Below are 18,735 nucleotides of genomic sequence, written 5' to 3'. Positions count from 1 at the left end.
ATCTCTATCTTATCATAAAGGTGCCAGGCACGCCCCGAATTTTGTCGATTTTCATTTCATGTATTAAAGCTACTGATCTTAAGCTTCACCTTGCATTTTTCTAAAATGATATAGTGCCCCGATAAGTCCGGCTTTGTTCTTTTGCAAGCAGTCTTCGATCACAACTTTTCTCGCAACCGCTGTAGGTACTTCATCGACGCGCTTTCTTACATAAGGGATTAACTCTGGACGGGAACTGATTCCACCGCCGACAACAATTTTCTCAGGAGCAAAAATATGCATGAGATTAATGATCCCGATCGCCAAGCGGTCATAAAAATTGTGCACTATACTAGCGACTTCTTCATTGCCCTTGTCATACAGTTCAAACCATTCTTCCCCTGTCTTTTCTTCACCGAAATGTTGGTTTAAGCGATAAACCATGTTCCAAGTTGAAGCATATCGACTGAAATTACGATTCTCTAGCAATTCCGGGATTTCCACATTTGTATCAAGCATCATCAGCCCAAATTCTCCCGCCATGCCTTCCATCCCATGAACAATCCCGTCATTCATATAAATCGCTCCACCAATTCCAGTCCCGATTGTAACACAAAGGAAGGTTTCCGCCTCTTGGGCATTGCCTTTCCACTTTTCGGCAAGCGCCGCACAATTTGCATCATTCTCAACCTCGATTGGCATACGTAAATCAGCGAGTTCTTCCTTTATCTTCACATCAATAATGTCCAGCACAGATCCAGCGTAAGAAACATAGCCATCTTTTACATTAACAGCACCTGGTACACTTAATGCCAAACCATCGACTTCAGGATATTGCTCTTTTTGTTTTTGAACAATGTTGCGGATTGTTGTAAAAATTTCTCCGTTCCCCGATGGAGGAGTTGGAACTTTTTCCTCAACTAAAATTTCTCCTTCATCATTCATGATGGCCGCCTTCACAAACGTACCGCCGATATCCATAACGGAATACATCTTTCTCATAGTTCAACCCCCTTATAAAAGGGGGTGCCTGGCACGCCCCGAATTTTGTCGAATTCGACAGGTGACAGGCACGCCCCGGTTTTTGTCGAATTTTACCTTAGTCTTCGAATCCGTTGTTGTGGGATAGTTCTCGGTACCATTCTCCGCTCTTTTTAATCGTACGTTTAAAGTTATTATTTAAATCAAGTGAGACTAAGCCATATCGATTTTTATAGGCATTTAACCATGACCAATTGTCAATAAACGTCCAGCACTGGAATCCTTTTACATTGGTTCCTTCTTCCAAAGCTTTATGAACCCATTTTAAATGCTCTTTATAAAACTCAATCCGATAATCATCTTGAATTTGTCCATTTTCATTAAGGAAACGTTCTTCGTTTTCAACACCCATTCCATTTTCGGAAATGAAGCAAGGGATATTACCGTAATTTTCACGAACGTTAACTAAAATATCATAAATCCCTTTTTCATAGATTTCCCAACCGCGGTACGGATTCATTTTTCTACCGTGCATTTCATTAAAGTAATCAAAGAATCGGTCTGGCATGAATGGAGCATGCGGATTAGGCAGATGCTCTTTCGCTTTGATACGGCGTGGTTGATAATAGTTAATACCTAACAAATCAACGGTGTTGTTCTTGATTAGTTCAAGGTCACCCTCTTCAACAATCGGCATGAATCCTTCCTCTTTTAAAAGCTCAATTAAATCCTGAGGAAACTCTCCCTTTACAAATGGATCTAAGAAAGAACGATTGAAAAAGAGATCAGCGATATGAGCAGCTTTTAAGTCTGCTGGATGTTGGCTACGCGGGTAAGAAGGTGTTAAGTTCAAAATAACCCCGATTTCTCCTTCGTAACCGTCTGCCTTAAAAGCTTGAACTGCTTTAGCCCCTGCAAGAACAGCGTTGAATCCTGCTTGTACAGCTTTTTGGAAATCAAGTTCACCTGGATAATGGAAGCCATATAAGTATTGCCCTTCTACAGGAACTACCGGTTCATTATGGGTAAACCACTTTTTCACTAAATCACCAAATTGCTCAAAACAAATCGTCGCATAGCGAACATAGGCATTTACAACATCACGGCTTGTCCAGCCACCTTTATTTTGCATCGCAATCGGCATATCAAAGTGGTATAAGTTCACAAAAGGTTCTACATCATTGTCGAGCATCGTTTGAAAAACATTTCGATAAAAATCGACGGCTTCCTGATTTACTTCTCCATCGCCATCCGGAATAAGTCTTGACCATGAAATCGAAGGGCGGAAGCTATTATGTCCAAGCTCCTTCATTAACTTAATATCCTCTAAATATTGGTGATAAAAGTCAGACGTGTTCTCGGGGCCGACTCCGTTAAAGAAGCGGTTAGGTTCTTCTTTGAACCAATGATCCCAAATATTTTCGCCCTTTCCACCTTCATGAGCGCCACCTTCCATTTGCGTAGCAGAAGATGCTGAACCCCACCAAAAATCCTTTGGAAATTGATAAAACTTTTTCTCCATCTCTCTCATATCCTTTCTTAGCTGAATGCTAGCTGGATGCTTTATTTTTTCATGTGCAAGCTATTCTTTCGATTTCTTCACTTAATCTTTTGAGTTTACCATTTTTCTTTCGAGTTCGTTATTTTTTCTTTTGCCTTCTAAACTTAATCTTTCAAATCACAATAGCCATGATTTTTAAGTTTTCCAACTCCGCCATATTACAAACTGATTTGTTACAAGTTTCTCCACTCAGTCGGCGTAGCTCCCACATTCTTTTTAAATTGCTTATAGAAATAGGCTGTGTCGGCGTAACCGACTTTTTTACCGATTTCACCTGCTCGTAAATGGGTTGTTTTTAATAATTCTTTCGCTTTTTCAAGTCGATAGCGATTAATGTATTCAGAAAAAACAACGCCGATTTCCTTTTGAAATAATTGACCGAGATAGATTGGGTTTACATGAAAACGTTGGCTCAATGTTTTTAATGAAAGTTCCTCATCATAATGAGCATGCATGTACTCAAGTACGTTTTGGACAATTGGGCTTCTATTTTCTTGGCGATTATCAATCGTATCAATTAATTCGCTGCAATAGTCACTTAATATCTCTCTCATTTGTTCAATATCAACCGCGAACACTACTTTTTCAATAGCGCCCGTATGATGATAATGTTTAACATCACGGATGGAATGGTGAATATAAGAAATGATATCGATCGTGTACTTTCGAGCAACAGCAGGCGCGACGAATTCTTGTTGCATTAAAGTTTGATAAAAAAGGTCAATTCCTACAAAAGCCTCTTCCTTTGAACGAAGTATTCGCTTCGCCATCCCTTCTTGGAAGCTTTGCTGTACGCTTAATAATCCTTGCCGATCAAAGCTCACCCGATCTGAAATAAGGGAATTAGGTTCAATTGTAATTTGATACAGAGATAATTCCCTAGCCTCCAAATAGCTCTCTTCTAATTCATCCATAGATTCAGCTACTTTACCCATGGATAAATAAAATTTTCCTGTCTCACTCTCTTTCAAAAAGTCGGCTAACTGCTGATTATAATCATACAGCTTTTCTTCATCATCCGAATCAAAAATGATGAGCAGTTCCTGATCAGGACTATGTAGACAGGTTGCTGGGTAATTCTCTTCAATTTGAGCGCGTAAGCTTTTACTAATATGTTTATCATTTTCCCGTTCGTATTCGAGAATGGACACACAATAAAATGGTTGGCTAAAATTCATACCGTACAATGATAACCGTTCATGCCATTCGTTTTTCTGAATTTCACCATTTAGTAGTCGCCATAATATATTGTCTTTTAACGTAGTGAATTCGGCGTTCTCATCATGCGCGGTAGACAATTTTATACTTACGGCTTGAACTGTTTTTAAAAGTTCCTCTTCATCGACAGGCTTCAATAAATAATTCTCAATCCCTAAAACCATACCTTTTTTGACATAGTCAAATTCTTGATAGCCAGATAAAACGATGAATTTCAATTGCGGCTGTATTTTTTTAGCTTCTTCGATCAGACTTAAGCCTGTTCTTTTTGGCATTAAAATATCAGTAACGAGCAGATGGATCGGATGTTCTTTTAAGTATTCAAGTGCCTCTTCTCCATCTTCGGCGATGTGAACAATTTCAAAGCCATAATCTTCCCAGTCTAACAGTGCTTCCAGTCCTTTAGTGATCAGCGGTTCATCATCGACAAGCATCACTTTAAACATTCTGTTCAGCTCCAGCAGGTAAAGTGATTATGATGACTGTACCTTGATTGACTACACTCTGAATAGTAACACCGTATTGCTGGCCATGTTTCAGCTTTAGGCGCTGATGAACATTTTTCATACCAATAGATCTCATCTCAACACCGTCCTCATCATTCATGTGGTTAAGTATCGATCCCAATTTTTCTTTAGTGATGCCCTTTCCATTATCTTCGATGCGGATTTCAATATGGTTGTCTATTCTTTCAGCAATGATTTCAAGTTGATTATCGTTGCGATCCTTTTTAAATCCATGTACGATATAATTCTCAACGAGTGGTTGTAATATCAACCTTTGAATGGGAGTATTTTCAATTTCCTTCGGGATCCAAATATTCACTTTCAGTTTATCTGGATGTTGCAGTTGCATCAAATTTAAATATTGCCGAACATTATCCACTTCGATATAAAGTGGAACCATTTCTTTCGATTGCATGGAATAGCGCAATAATCTTGATAAATGGAAAATCATTTTACTCGATGTTTTAGAACCTTCAATAACGGCGGACATACGAATGGCTTCCAACGTATTAAATAAAAAGTGTGGATTGATTTGGGATTGAAGAGCCTTTAACTCAGCTTGTTGTTGTTTAATATTTAAAACGTAAAAGCTCTCGATATAACCATTCAACTCATCTAACATCGAGTTGAAGCTATCTGCAATCGTTGTCAGCTCATCATCTTTACCAGATTTAGGAATCCGAACAGCTAAGTTCCCCTTCTGCACTTCACGAATAGCTTCATCAATTCGATTAATTCTTGCCGAATAGTTTCTCATAAACGTGTACGTCATCATAATTGCAACTACTGTAGCTAAAGCTATTAAGAGCCACATCGTTCCTCTAATAAAGGTAAGTTTAAATAATTCATTTTGAGGAATGACACTTAAAAAGACTTCATTTTCGTTATTTATAACGGAATTGATATAATACGTTTTTCCCTTCCAGGTAATCTCCCTTTCATTCGTCTCATGATGAATATCCTTAACAAAATTTACAGGAACCCCCCGATTAACAGAATAAAGAATTTTCCCTTGATCATCCAGTAAAAAGAAAGAAGATTTTACTCCAACATGTTCCCTTTGAACAATTCTATCTAGTCCTTCCGTGGAATAATAGATCGTTAACTCCCCCATCTTTTTTAATGTTGCGGGATTGTTAATTTGGATTGTCTTTGTAAATGTATCTTTTAAATTTCCTGAGATCGCCTGAATGAGGTGGTATCCCTCACCTTCCGATAACTGCTTAACATCTTCAACTTTGCTGCGATTCCATCGACCATAATTATAAACAAATAAATATTCAATTTCAGGGAAATCCTCTGACTTCAAACTAACTGCATTCACATCATTGTCTTGATTAAAATATCCAAAGAAGTATGTATCGATATTGACTGGAGTTGCGGATGGAGCCTGCGAATATTTATCTAAACGATAGCGAAGATATTCTCCATATCCGTTATGAAGGGCATAGGAAATATCATCCAACATTTCTCCCCGGCTATAAAGATCACGAATAATCGTATTAACATCAGCTTGCTTATTCGAAAAATAATCTTCTACTTGGTCTAATGTCCTTGCATTGACATTCATTTCCTTTTGGATAATGACATCCGAGTAATAATTGGTAATTGTCACTATTAGCACAATGACCGTAATGATTATCGTCAAAGAAGAAGTTAATAATAACCGATTAAAAATTTTGCGTTTAAATCTTTTTGGGTTCATTAAAAACAATTCTGAAGCCCCCATTCCAAGCCAATTTTATAGCTATCCATCCAGAAAAGTTATTTCGAAAAATGGCTATCATTATATTATAAAAATGTCTCTCCCTATAAAGCAAGAGAAAGCATACACTGCTAGAAACTATCGGTAGGTTCTCAGTATTTAAAAAAATGAAATAATATGTAATCACAAAAATTCAGCATATAAAAAACACCTTATCCTTGAATAGGATAAGGCTTCATTTCCACTTTTACTGCTATATTTTAAAAACATATCAAATCATGGGAATTACTTATCATCCTCCCATTTTAATATAATTAAGTCTGCCTCTTCCTTCAATCGCTCATATAACTCTTGAGTCATTAATTTGTTATCCTTTTGCTTTAAAATGAGCTGTTGAAAGCCTTCCATATGTTTTACGACCTTTTGCGCTGCTTCTTGTCGTTCAAATTGACCTACTGAGATTAAATGAATAGACAGGGAACGATACGTTTGTTCCGACAATTCATCCTGATAGTTTTCAAGTGTTGCCAATAGGTCAGAAGTGGTTATTTCATCTACACCCGCTTCCTCGGAATAAGCCACACTGTATCTCAAGCTTTCTCTTGTATCTGGATCTTGAATTGTATAATAAATTCTTCCCGCCTTCTTGCCAAGGTCTAATTGTTCAAATGTGATCGTTCCATCATTTTCAATCAGTTTTTCAGCTATTACCTTATCTGAATCAAGGGATGCATACAACCTTGCCGTCTGTCCCTTCTTCACGCCTTTTAATGTAACTTGGTCTTCGGCTCCCTGATTATTTTCCGCTGAAACAAAATGCATCATAATGTTTTCTGTTCGCGGCAAAACATCACTTTCAAACAATTGCCATTCATAAATTCGGATCGCTCCCCATGGAGAGGTACCGCTATTATGAACTTGAAGTTTAAACTCATTCGCTGTAATCGGCTCATCCAATATAATATCAGTGACTGCTTTATCATTATTTCTTATTCTTTTGGAGCTAACCCATGTCCCTAATTGATCTTTGTATAACAATTCAAAATCAACTGTATTCATGTTTTTCGCCTCACCGCCATATTCGGCATGCTCGACTCTCCAACGTCTGATCGTCTTTTGTTCACCAATGTCAATTGCCAAATGTCCGGTCATGCGATTAGTGGCCGCCCATTTACTATTACCAGCAGCTGTTCCATCTAAAGCTTTAGAAGCTGGCTCAGCTGAATTTTCAAAAGAAACTTCGCTGATTCTCGCATTCAGAGCCACGTTGGCGGAAGGAAGACTAGTCTCAGCTTCTGTCGCATTTATATCCATCCCCCAATCAAAGGCTATTTTGGCTGCCTCACCTCTGACATAGTCCCGATTAACTGGCACCACTTTTATCATTGTTCTATTATCATCTGTAGCATTTTCAATGGTTCTAGAAATATTCCCTGTATAAAAAAAGTGATTAGGCGTTGTTCCTAAAAGCGTTTCTGATCCATCCCCATTTTCCTGGTAAACCTCATAATGCAAAACGTTTTCTTGAGGACTCCAACTCAAACGTGCCTCCGCAGAAAATGCGTTCTTAAACAACTTTTCCTTAATTTCTGGATTCTGTGGCATAGCAATTTCGGCGGCCGTCGAATCAAAGACGGATATTTGCCCTAGATTAATGGAGTAATCTTCTAAACTCTCTGTATTACTTATTTTTAAACTTAAAGCGTAAGCTGTTTTCCCAGCATCTTCTCCAAGGTCAACCACTGCGGTTTGCCATTCGTTCTTCGTTTCTGGTAATGGGTAATACTTCATTTGATCAGTGGAATAATCTTCAGCATAAGCAACTCCTAACGACAGATCCGCACCTGATTGATTTTGATAGACAACTCGCACTTTCGTAGAGTCTGTGATATCTAGTTTTGTGCTATAAAGCATGACATCATTTGTAGAAGTGGCATTTAGTTTGCCGCTGAATTTCAGTGAATTCCCCCCGTTATAGGCTTTATCAAAGTCATAGGTAACATTGATTCTGCTACCTTCTCCACGAATCCACCAGCGCCATGTTGGCATGATGTCTTGAATGGAACGATTATGCCATTCCTGAGAACTGGCTACTTCTCCATCTACAAAATATTGTTTTCCATGTCCACTGTTAAAGTTTGTTGTAAATGGTAATTCGCTAATAACCGAAGAATCTGTTACAAAACGGGCCATCCCTTTCCAACTAGCAGAATCATCTGCCTTTGCTGGGTCTCCTTGTGGACCGGTCCAAAGATTCTTTTCTTTTTCATGGAAATCTGCCGGATCTTTCGAAAGTCCCATCGTTGAATTCGGAGCGTATAACGCGATCGAAACTTTTGGTTGCATATTTCCATCTAAAAGGGCGTCCGTATTTACTCTCGTATTATAGGAATTTTGTTGAATTTCAAAGCCTGCATAAGCGTCATAAGGATCACGATTATGTTCTCGCATCGTATTGACCGTTGTGTTAATGTGACTAGTACCCCAATTATAATTCACAAAAAACTCATCAATACTATAAACTCCATCATCAGCTGGCTTCACATACATATCGTTATTGCCGTTAACCGCATTTTGATGGCTAACTGCGCCGTTATTGGATTGTGCATCATACCAACTAATACGTAAATCTGAATTCCGTTTAATATAACGCATCAATTCGTTCATGCGTACAGCTGTTTCACGGTCAACTCCAAATGTTTCTTGATTAAAAAAGTATCCGTCAAAACCAAAATACTCGGCAACTTCAATCATTTTATCCGCAACTGGAAAACTGCCATCTGCCGCTTGTTGAGTGAATCTCTCTATTTCAGCCAATGCTCCTGGAGCAGGAGGTCCCCACGGAAATCCGATCGTAGCATAAACAGGGACGCCATTTCGATGGGCAGCATCGACAATATCTGGTGAAGGTAAGGCAAAGATCCCCTCATCCGTCCCAGACCAGAAAATATAGGAATCAATCAGTTGCCAATTATCGAACGCATACACATTAAAGTCATTGTCTCCGACAGGACTAGACTGATCGTGATTAGACAAAGAGATCGCGGCTGATGTAACTCCTGCTTCTGGATGTGCCAATGGATTAATTTGGTGTCCTTTAAACCGGTTATTGTTTAATGGAATGCTCGCACGGTTTAATTCGGCATCTGGATCATTTTCAGGTGACCAATTCAAAAGTGTTTCGACTCGAAATGCAGGTGCTAGTGGCTGGAGACTCAATTGATTAGCATAGTTTTCATTGACAATGTCTGTTCCATCACCATTAACATCAGCAAGGGCCCCCGGAACTACGATGATAAACGACAATAACAATATGGCAACCACAATTAAAAATCGTTTATTCTTTTTGTTTTTCACAATGATCCTCCCTGTCTTTTCTCCATTTTTTAAACGCATAACAGAATATTCAGGAAAGGGGAGACGCCTTTTCCCCGTTCAAATAGAGTTCCAAACGTCTCACCCTTAAACCACTTTACCTACTCTATTGATTCTTCCACTCGTCAAATTGTTTTTGAATTTCCTCCAATACTTTATCAATGCCTGCTTCTTTCAATTTTTGATTGAATTTCGGCAAGTATTCTTCTGGATCTACAGAACCTGTTGCAAGCGCTGGATAAAATTCACTTGATACGTTCGAAATGGTGGCGATTTCTGACCTAACTGGATCACTGTCGAAATGGAATCCGAGGGTTGGAGCAGCTTTTGCCTGGTCATTAAACTCTTTAAATTTATCCCATTTATCAGCAGGATCATCTTCATATAAATATAAAATAAAGTGATTTCCTAAAGAGTATGTTGGTAAATTGTATCTTTCAATACGTTCTGGTAAGTCTTTGATCTTATCATCAGCGTTCTTTTCATAATGAACACCTTCAATTCCTTTGTCTACTAAGTTCCGTAAATAGGGGTCTGTGTTTAACAGATTAAGAAATTCCATCACTTTTTCTGGATTTTTCGATGTAACCGAGATGGCTTGTATGGCTCCCGTCACAGATGTATTAAATGTTGTAGGTTCTTCTGCTGGCACAGAAACAACTTCGTACTGGGCAGAGCGTGACCATAGCATATCGGCATATGGTTGCGAGTCACCCATCCGCACAAACCAATTTTCCACATCCATTGGCCAGTTTTCATTACTTGTTGCGGCATCCGCCTTGATATAGCCATCTTTATAATAATTATGCATTGTCTTGAAACTTTCCATAGCAATATCTGTTTCAAACTGATTCACCACATGATCCCGATCACCTTCAATCGGAAAAGCAAACGGCATATCCCCTTCAAGAATATAATCAAATGGAAGATAGGCATTAAATGTGGCAATCGGTGTAATATCTGGCTCGTTTTCTTTAATCGTCTTTAACATCGGTTCCAAATCTTCTAATTTTTTCACGGTGGATAGATCAAAGTTGTACTTATCTGCTAAACGTTTATTAAATGTATAAACAGATTGTCGTGCAACCTCTTTATTGGATGGAATCCCATATAGTTTTCCATTTACTTTTGCTCCTTCAATGAGCGCTGGGTCTAAAACTTGTTTTAATTCTTTCCCATGTGTTTCTAAAAGTTCATCCAACGCTACATAGGCACCCTTTTGGGCATTTTGTACGTACATACTACTATTTGTGAACCCGATATCATAAACTTCACCAGATTGAACAACAACATTCATTTTTTCATCATAGTCGCCCCAGTCAATTTGCGTCATTTTAACTGTGACATTAATTTTTTCCTTCGTATATTTATTCACCTCTTCAAATACCTTGTCCGTATCCTTCTGTGGTGTCCCTATTGTGTACCATTTAATTTCGTAAGGCTTTTCTTCACTTCCTCCTTCTCCTTTATTCGTACTAGTTTTATCTTTGTCTCCCGTACACGCTGCTAGAACCATGCCAAGACTTAGGAATAGGACCAACAAGAATATCCACTTCTTTTTCACCCAAACTCCCCCTTGAATTTTTTATTCTTTCACGCCGCCAATAGTCAGTCCACTTATAAAATACTTTTGGAAAAATGGATAAGAGACTGCTATTGGCAATGTGGCGATTACCACCATAGCCATTTTGGCTGCATCCGCTGGAATTGTATCGAATAAACTAGACTGCATCTGACTAATTTCAACATTTTGTCTCATATATTCAAGATTAGCCTCAATCTTCATTAACAGTGACTGTAACGGCACTAAATTGGGATTTTCAATATAAAGCAGGGCATTAAACCAGTCATTCCAGTAACCTAATGTACTAAATAAGGCAATAGTTGCAATTCCTGGCAAGGAGAGTGGAAAAACAATTTGAAAAAACGTTCTCCATTCACTCGCACCGTCAATCCTAGCAGATTCTAATATTGATTCTGGAACAGATCGTATGAAGAACGTACGCATGATGATAATATAAAATGCATTCATGGAGAGGGGCAAAATTAAGGCCCAGATTGTATCTTTAATATGAAGAAACTGGGTTGCAACAATGTAACCTGGGACTAATCCCCCGCTAAATAACATTGTGAAAAGAGCAAAAAAGGTGAATTGTTTTCTATAATTAAATTGGGGACGGGAAATCGCATAGGAGTAGAAAGTAATCATCATGACACTAATGAATGTGCCCACAATCGTAATAAAAATGGTGACGCCATAGGACTGTAATAATTGACTTTTCACATGCCATAAATAGCGGTAAGCATCCAGACTCCACGCCTCCGGAATGATTTGAAAGCCATTCCTTACAATACTTTCTTCACTAGTAAAAGAAATCATAATGACATAGGCGAAGGGGAAAAGGCACATAAACGTGAAAATGCCTAGTAATAAACTAATGATCAAGTTTGTCACGGGATGAAAGTGATGAAAGTTACGAACTCTTTTATTTTTACCCTTAGTAAGATGGGTTCTCTGTATATCACTATCGACAATGGGCGAATTATCTCTTTTGTACATATTAAAACACCCCCGATTCTTAAAACAATGCACTTTCCTCATCAATCTTACGAATGATATAGTTCGTCATAATGACAAGGATAAAACCTACAGCAGATTGATAAAGTCCCGCAGCTGTACTCATTCCAATATCTCCAAGTGTCATAAGGCCACGATAAACAAAAGTATCAATGACATTCGTAACAGAGTATAATGCTCCCGAGTCTCGCGGAACTTGATAGAATAATCCGAAATCTGCGTTGAAAATTTTACCGACATTCATAATTGTTAAAACAATCATGAGCGGTTTAATCATTGGTAATGTAATATGCTTAATTTGTTGCCATTTTGAAGCACCATCAATCATAGCAGCCTCGTAAAACGTTCGATCAATCCCAACAATTGCGGCAAGATACACAATACTACCGTAGCCGATTCCTTTCCATAGACTCATAAATATAATAATAAATGGCCAATATTTTGCCTCTGTATACCAAGAAATCGAATCGATATTAAACCAACTTAATATATTATTCATTAAACCACGATCAATACTTAAAAAAGTAAACACAAAGTAACTGACAATCACCCAAGATAGGAAGTGTGGAAAGAGCATACCCGTTTGGTAGAATTTGGCCAACTTTTTATTCGCTAGCTCACTAAGCAAAATAGCCGTAACAACAGCTGTAATAAGTCCTAAGATGATAAAGGTGAGGTTATATAAAAGGGTATTTCTAGTAATGAGGTAAGCACTATTTGAATTAAACAGGTATTTAAAATTCTCCCAACCAACCCATTCACTATTCATGACGCTGGCAAAAAAGCCATCAGGATCAATTCGAAACTTTTTAAATGCAATAACAGTACCAAACATTGGCAGATAGGAAAAAACTAAGAACCAAATGGTGCCAGGTAAAACCATCAGGAACCAGACTCTATTTTTATAAAGTTTTTTAAAAAATGTCACTTATTCACCCCTCATTCCTTCCAATAATTTTTGTAAACACTTTCATTTATCATCATTATATAAATATTCAGAATTTAAAGTAGTTGAATTATTAAAGATTTACTGAAAAAAGTAAAGATTTACAGTAAATTATCGATTTTGGAATAAAAAAGATCAAGCTGGAGTATTTTATCCGGCTTGATCTTTTTTACTTATTTTTGTGCAGCTTTCCACTCATCAAATTGTTTTTGGATTTCACCCATTACTTTATCGATACCAGCATCTTTCAATTTTTGATTGAATTTAGGCAAGTATTCTTCAGGATCAACAGAACCTGTTGCTAGTGCAGGATAAAATTCTTTAGAAACGTTCGATAGTGAAGCAATTTCAGTTCTTACAGGATCACTATTGAAATGGAATCCAAGAGTTGGAGATGGTTGTGCTGACTCGTTAAACTCTTTGAATTTTTCCCATTTATCAGCTGGATCATTATCATATAGATACAAGATGAAGTGATTTCCTAGAGAATAAGTTGGAACGTTGTAACGTTCGATACGAGCTGGTAGATCTGTGATTGTATCATCTTCATGTTTTTCGTAATGCTCACCTTCGATACCTTTATCAACTAGGTTACGAAGGTATGGATCTGTATTAAGCAAGTTCAAGAATTCCATTGCTTTTTCAGGGTTTTGCGATGTAGCAGAAATTGCTTGAATTGCACCAGTTACAGATGTATTGAAAGTTGTAGGTTCTTCAGCAGGTACAGAAACTACATCATATTTTGCAGAGCGAGTCCATAGTAAGTCTGCATATGGTTGTGAGTCACCCATACGTACGAACCAGTTTTCTACGTCCATTGGCCAGCTGTCTTTGCTAGTAGCAGCATCAGATTTGATGTAGCCAGCTTTATAATATTTATGCATTGTTTTGAATGTTGACATAGCAATATCAGATTCAAATGGATTTACAGCATGATCGCGATCTCCTTCAAGTGGGAAAGCGAATGGCATGTCTCCTTCGAAAATATAATCGAATGGAAGATACGCTTTAAATGTTGCAATTGGTGTAATATCTGGTTCTCTTTCTTTAATGACTTGAAGCATTGGCTCAAGGTCTTCTAAAGTTTTTACTTTAGAAATATCAAAGTTGTATTTTTCAACTAAACGTTTGTTAAAAGTATAAACAGATTGTCTAGCAGCTTCTTTATTGGAAGGAATTCCATAGATTTTGCCATCTACTTTCGCACCTTCTAGAAGTGCTGGATCAAGAGCTTCTTTCAAGTCTTTTCCTTGGTTATCTAAAAGGTCATCAAGTGCAACATAAGCACCTTTTTGAGCATTTTGTACGTAAGTACCACCATTTGTGAAGCCAATATCAAATGGTTCACCAGAAGAAATCATAACTTGCATTTTTTGATCATAATCGCCCCAGTCAATTTGTGTAAATTTAACAGTTGCATTGATCTTTTCTTTTGTATATTTATTTACTTCTTCGAAAACTTTTTCAGTATCTTTTTGCGGTGTACCTATAGTATACCATTTAATTTCATATGGTTTGTCGCTTTTACCGCCAGTAGATTCTTTCTTGTCACCATTTCCGCTGCCGCAAGCTGCAAGAACTGTTCCAAGACTTAGAATCAAGACTAGCATAAGCAATATCTTTTTCTTCATCTTTTTACTCCCTTTACTCTATAATTTTATTCTTTAACGCCGCCAATAGTTAATCCACTAATAAAGTATTTTTGGAAAAACGGATAGGAGACTGCTATTGGTAATGTGGCGATAACGACCATAGCCATTTTGGCTGCATCAGCCGGAATCGTGTCAAACAAACTTGATTGCATGGCACTGATTTCAGTGTTTTGCCTCATAAACTCCATATTTGCTTCTATTTTCATTAATAGTGATTGCAATGGAATCAGACTCGGATTTTCTATATACAATAAAGCTTGGAACCAGTCATTCCAATAACCTAAGGTACTGAACAAAGCAATTGTTGCAATCCCTGGTAATGATAGTGGAAAGACAATTTGGAAAAAGCTTCGAAGCTCACCTGCTCCATCAATTCTAGCAGATTCCAAGATCGATTCTGGAACTGAACGGATGAAGAAAGTTCTCATAATAATGATATAAAAAGCATTCATAGCAAGTGGCAAGATTAAAGCCCAAATCGTGTCTTTAATATGCAAGAATTGTGTTGCAACAATATAAGTTGGAACCATTCCGCCACTAAAGAGCATCGTAAAGAAGGCGAACATTGTAAAGAACCTTCTATATTTAAATTGTTGTCTAGAAATAGCATAGGAATAGAAAGTAACCATCATAACACTAATAACTGTTCCTACAACCGTAATGAGAATTGTTATTCCATAGGATTGGAATAATTGATCCTTCATATGCCATAAATATCGATATGCATCTAAACTCCATGCTTCAGGAATGATCTGGAACCCGTTTCTTACAATACTTTCCTCACTTGTAAATGAAATGAGGATAACGTAAGCAAATGGGAAGAGACACATGAATGTGAAGATCCCTAAGAATATGCTCATAATCGTATCTGTAACTGGATGGAAATTATGGAAATCTCGATCTTTTTTCCGTTTTTTTACGATTCTCTCACCTCCTTTATTATTATCCGGAGAATGAGAATTATTTTTAACAGATATATCTGAATTGTTTTTGCTCATATAATCAGTCGCTAAGCGACCTTCCTCCTTTCATAAAAAAAGGTAGTCCGTTTCCTTTCTCCCTTGTCTTGTAGAGAGAAAGGAAAGTATTAAAACAAGGCACTTTCTTCATCAATTTTTCTAACTATATAGTTCGTTATAATAACAAGGACAAAACCAACGGCTGACTGATAAAGACCAGCTGCTGTACTCATACCGATGTCTCCTAATGTCATAAGTCCGCGATACACAAACGTGTCAATCGTGTTGGTAACCGAATATAAGGCTCCAGAGTCACGCGGTACTTGGAAGAAAAGTCCGAAGTCCGAGTTGAAAATTTTACCAACGTTCATAATCGTCATAATGATCATAAGCGGCTTAATCATCGGCAGTGTTACGTGGCGAATTCGTTGCCACTTAGATGCTCCATCAATCATGGCAGCTTCATAGTATGTTCGGTCAATCCCAACAATCGCCGCCAAATAAACGATACTGCCGTAACCGATCCCTTTCCACATGCTCATGAACACAATGATAAATGGCCAGAATTTAGACTCGCTGTACCATGAAATTGGATTGATGTTGAACCATTCCAACATATTATTTAAGAGTCCACGATCTGAACTTAAGAATGTAAAGACGAAATAACTTACAATAACCCAAGAAAGAAAATGCGGGAACAACATTCCAGTTTGATAAAATTTTGATAACTTCTTGTTAGCTAATTCACTAAGTAAAATAGCCGTAGCAACCGCAGTTACCAACCCAAGAACAATGAAAAGACCGTTATACAATACGGTGTTTCTTGTGATAATATAGGCGCTGTCAGTGCTAAACAAGTATTTAAAGTTATCCCAACCAATCCATTCACTGTTAATCAAGCTGGCGAAAAATCCATTTGGATCTATACGGAACTTTTTAAATGCCAGAACGGTTCCGACCATTGGCAAATAGGAAAATAGTAGTAGCCATATCGCACCCGGCAATACCATAAGAAGCCAAATTCGGTTCTTAACTATATCTCTAAGAAATTTCAATTCCTTCTTGCCTCCTTTTAATGCAATGTAAAAACTTTTATTAAAAAATGACGTAAGCTGTAACCACTTTCATCTCTATATCATTATTATAAAAAACACTATAGTGGAATAATAGTTAACTAATTTCAGATTCACTGGACAAATTAAATAATCTCGGATCCAACAAGTTTCTAGATGGAAAGTTGCAAATTGGGTGTAAAATTATTTTTCCAATAAGTCGAAAGATTCATGCTTAAAGTCGGAAAAATTATTACTCTATGCAGAGAATTCCTTTTTAATGACCTGACTTAAAAAATTAATGCCCAAAGTTAAAAAATTGCTTTCCCGACTCAGAAGATTATTTCCAGACTCAAAATATTCTTTCCTGAACTCAAAAAATAATTCTTAAAGTCGAAAGATAACTTCAGGATTAAGATCATGCTCATGCGTTCAAAGGAAAATTGCAAAAAAAGATCCGCCATGAAACGACGGATCTTCTCATATATATTTATTTTTTCTCTTGATGTTTGTATTGAGAAACAACATTGCCTTTGCCTAGCTGAATCCAAGTATCGAATTCTCGTTTTCCTTCATATATCTGGATTACTCGCCCGCCACGTTCTAAGCTGCCATACACATTATAGCCGCATGATCGGCCATAACATAAAGATACTCCATGCAGTTCTCCACAAAAATCATTATCATGGTCATGACCGACAAATGTTCCGAGCACATCTCCTGATTCTAGCAGTGCTGTAAACAAGCCACTATTTAGTTTTGGAGAACAAATACCCTCATTTTTTGTACCTGATACTTTACCAATCGACCATACAGCATTATATTCGGGTATCGGGATATGGAAAAAAGCTAATGCTGGGATCCCCGCATATTTTCGTGCCTCAGAAGCAAACCAATTCACTTGATCATGTTTAATCCATGCATATCCCCCAATATTTTTAGGAGCATAATCACCAGAATCCATGAAATACAAGACTGCTTCAGTATCCTGGCTATGCGCTGACTCAATTTGTAAAGTATAGTTTCCTACTCCATGAATATCGTCAGGGCCACTTTCTGCAAGTGAGTTTACATAGCCTTTTTGAAGTTGAAATAACTCTTGGCGAGTAATATTAGCTTCTGAATCATGATTCCCGTATACAATCGCAAACGGGATGTTCCATTTATCAATATGATCTAATACTCTTTTATACGATATTTCAGGGTGATCAACCTCACTCCAAATTAAATCACCTGTAATCGCGATTAAATCTGGTCTTTCCGCTTCAATGACCTCATCGATTCGGCGGAAAGTTTTAAGATCCTCTTCCTGTTTTGGATTCCCTCCAATATGTAAATCTGTCAGCTGAACAATTTTAAATGAACCATCTTCCCGAAATTTTAAATCCATGTAAATTCCCCCTTTTTTTAAAATTAAGCTTCCGCCACAATCCACTCCACACTTTTTTGCTCTAGAACTGGAACCCAAGTGTTTGGCGGGTTTTTATCACTAATAATCACGTCAACTTGGTCGAATGTAGTAATATGACTGAAAGATTGAACGCCAATTTTACTATGATCGGCTAAAACAATGACTTCTTTGGAATTTTTTGAAACTAATTTGGAAATGTTTGATTCGTTTAAGTCGTAATCACTAATCCCTGTTTGCAAGGACACACCTCCAACAGATAGAAATGCCTTATCAACATAGAAGTTTTTTAACATTTCCTCGCAAAGATAACCGCTCACTGATTGTTGATCAGGCGAAATTTCTCCTCCAAGAATGATGACCTTGCCGCGAAACACCCCTTGTAAAAGCGAATCTTTCAATAGATTAGCAACAGGTAGAGAATTCGTAATGATCGTTAGACGCTTGAAGCCTGCAATCGACTTTGCCGTTTCAATTGTTGTTGTACCTGAATCTAGAAAAATGGTATCGCCCTCATTGATAAGAGAGGCAGCTCGATTTCCAATAGCGATTTTTTCTGAAGTATGGATAATCTCTCGTTGCTGGAAAGGAGGCTCCCCATGTTGATACGATTGCTTCACAGCACCGCCATAAACACGTTTTAATTGCTCCGTTTTTTCGAGTACTTCTAAATCTCTGCGGATCGTTTCACTAGATACGTTTAATTTTTCAGCTAAGTCGGAAACTCGCACCTTTCCATGCGTATCAATTTCGCTGATTATGAATTGTTTTCTTTCCTCAGATAATAAAGACACTTTAAATCACCCCTTTAAAAA

General features: G+C 37.6%; 13 protein-coding genes. All 13 read right to left on the bottom strand.

Going from position 1 to position 18,735, the window contains the following annotated elements; all coding sequences use genetic code 11:
* Positions 1–78: 78 nt before the first annotated feature.
* The 13 genes from BN1243_RS17405 to BN1243_RS17345 all read right to left on the bottom strand — a co-directional run bounded on the left by BN1243_RS17405 (position 79) and on the right by BN1243_RS17345 (position 18,714).
* Positions 79–981, bottom strand: coding sequence for an ROK family protein (locus BN1243_RS17405; RefSeq protein ID WP_062108955.1), 903 nt, complete (start codon positions 979–981; stop codon positions 79–81).
* Positions 982–1,078: 97 nt separating this feature from the next.
* Positions 1,079–2,491, bottom strand: a complete 1,413-nt coding sequence (locus BN1243_RS17400) for a glycoside hydrolase family 1 protein (protein ID WP_062108954.1) — start codon at positions 2,489–2,491, stop codon at positions 1,079–1,081.
* Positions 2,492–2,694: 203 nt separating this feature from the next.
* On the bottom strand, positions 2,695–4,185 hold the full coding sequence (locus BN1243_RS17395; protein ID WP_062108952.1) for a response regulator transcription factor: 1,491 nt from the start codon (positions 4,183–4,185) through the stop codon (positions 2,695–2,697).
* Positions 4,178–5,950 carry a sensor histidine kinase gene (locus BN1243_RS17390; protein WP_230200335.1) on the bottom strand — a complete coding sequence of 591 codons (1,773 nt, stop codon included), beginning with the start codon at positions 5,948–5,950 and terminating at the stop codon, positions 4,178–4,180. Before BN1243_RS17390 ends, BN1243_RS17395 begins: the two co-directional genes overlap by 8 nt.
* A gap of 285 nt (positions 5,951–6,235) precedes the next feature.
* Positions 6,236–9,307 (bottom strand): endo-beta-N-acetylglucosaminidase, encoded by a 3,072-nt coding sequence (locus BN1243_RS17385; RefSeq protein WP_062108948.1) that lies wholly within the window; start codon positions 9,305–9,307, stop codon positions 6,236–6,238.
* A gap of 124 nt (positions 9,308–9,431) precedes the next feature.
* Positions 9,432–10,889: an ABC transporter substrate-binding protein gene (locus tag BN1243_RS17380; RefSeq protein WP_154669889.1), complete on the bottom strand. Its 1,458-nt coding sequence runs from the start codon at positions 10,887–10,889 to the stop codon at positions 9,432–9,434.
* A 21-nt stretch (positions 10,890–10,910) separates the two neighbouring features.
* Positions 10,911–11,885, bottom strand: coding sequence for a carbohydrate ABC transporter permease (locus BN1243_RS17375; protein ID WP_062108946.1), 975 nt, complete (start codon positions 11,883–11,885; stop codon positions 10,911–10,913).
* Positions 11,886–11,904: 19 nt separating this feature from the next.
* The gene (locus tag BN1243_RS17370; protein WP_062110738.1) at positions 11,905–12,786 is read right to left on the bottom strand and encodes an ABC transporter permease; all 882 of its coding nucleotides are present in this window, start codon (positions 12,784–12,786) and stop codon (positions 11,905–11,907) included.
* Between the two features lie 236 nt (positions 12,787–13,022).
* Positions 13,023–14,480: an ABC transporter substrate-binding protein gene (locus BN1243_RS17365; protein ID WP_062108944.1), complete on the bottom strand. Its 1,458-nt coding sequence runs from the start codon at positions 14,478–14,480 to the stop codon at positions 13,023–13,025.
* A gap of 26 nt (positions 14,481–14,506) precedes the next feature.
* Positions 14,507–15,361, bottom strand: a complete 855-nt coding sequence (locus BN1243_RS17360) for a carbohydrate ABC transporter permease (RefSeq protein WP_084782406.1) — start codon at positions 15,359–15,361, stop codon at positions 14,507–14,509.
* Positions 15,362–15,588: 227 nt separating this feature from the next.
* Positions 15,589–16,470: an ABC transporter permease gene (locus BN1243_RS17355; protein WP_062110734.1), complete on the bottom strand. Its 882-nt coding sequence runs from the start codon at positions 16,468–16,470 to the stop codon at positions 15,589–15,591.
* A gap of 532 nt (positions 16,471–17,002) precedes the next feature.
* Positions 17,003–17,902 carry a metallophosphoesterase family protein gene (locus BN1243_RS17350; RefSeq protein ID WP_062108943.1) on the bottom strand — a complete coding sequence of 300 codons (900 nt, stop codon included), beginning with the start codon at positions 17,900–17,902 and terminating at the stop codon, positions 17,003–17,005.
* A gap of 23 nt (positions 17,903–17,925) precedes the next feature.
* Positions 17,926–18,714 carry a DeoR/GlpR family DNA-binding transcription regulator gene (locus BN1243_RS17345; protein WP_062108942.1) on the bottom strand — a complete coding sequence of 263 codons (789 nt, stop codon included), beginning with the start codon at positions 18,712–18,714 and terminating at the stop codon, positions 17,926–17,928.
* Between the last annotated feature and the right edge of the window lie 21 nt (positions 18,715–18,735).

Origin of the sequence: Bacillus niameyensis (genome assembly GCF_001375535.1) — a bacterium.
Classification (GTDB): Bacteria; Bacillota; Bacilli; order Bacillales; family Bacillaceae_C; genus Lederbergia; species Lederbergia niameyensis.
This window is presented reverse-complemented; position numbering and strand designations above follow the sequence as displayed.

Excerpts from the sequence above, each read along its gene's own strand:
- BN1243_RS17405 (WP_062108955.1), bottom strand. The coding sequence starts at position 981 with ATGAGAAAGATGTATTCCGTTATGGATATCGGCGGTACGTTTGTGAAG.
- BN1243_RS17375 (WP_062108946.1), bottom strand. The coding sequence starts at position 11,885 with ATGTACAAAAGAGATAATTCGCCCATTGTCGATAGTGATATACAGAGA.
- BN1243_RS17365 (WP_062108944.1), bottom strand. The coding sequence starts at position 14,480 with ATGAAGAAAAAGATATTGCTTATGCTAGTCTTGATTCTAAGTCTTGGA.
- BN1243_RS17390 (WP_230200335.1), bottom strand. The coding sequence starts at position 5,950 with ATGAACCCAAAAAGATTTAAACGCAAAATTTTTAATCGGTTATTATTA.
- BN1243_RS17355 (WP_062110734.1), bottom strand. The coding sequence starts at position 16,470 with ATGGTATTGCCGGGTGCGATATGGCTACTACTATTTTCCTATTTGCCA.
- BN1243_RS17370 (WP_062110738.1), bottom strand. The coding sequence starts at position 12,786 with ATGGTTTTACCTGGCACCATTTGGTTCTTAGTTTTTTCCTATCTGCCA.
- BN1243_RS17350 (WP_062108943.1), bottom strand. The coding sequence starts at position 17,902 with ATGGATTTAAAATTTCGGGAAGATGGTTCATTTAAAATTGTTCAGCTG.
- BN1243_RS17400 (WP_062108954.1), bottom strand. The coding sequence starts at position 2,491 with ATGAGAGAGATGGAGAAAAAGTTTTATCAATTTCCAAAGGATTTTTGG.
- BN1243_RS17360 (WP_084782406.1), bottom strand. The coding sequence starts at position 15,361 with ATGAGCATATTCTTAGGGATCTTCACATTCATGTGTCTCTTCCCATTT.
- BN1243_RS17395 (WP_062108952.1), bottom strand. The coding sequence starts at position 4,185 with ATGTTTAAAGTGATGCTTGTCGATGATGAACCGCTGATCACTAAAGGA.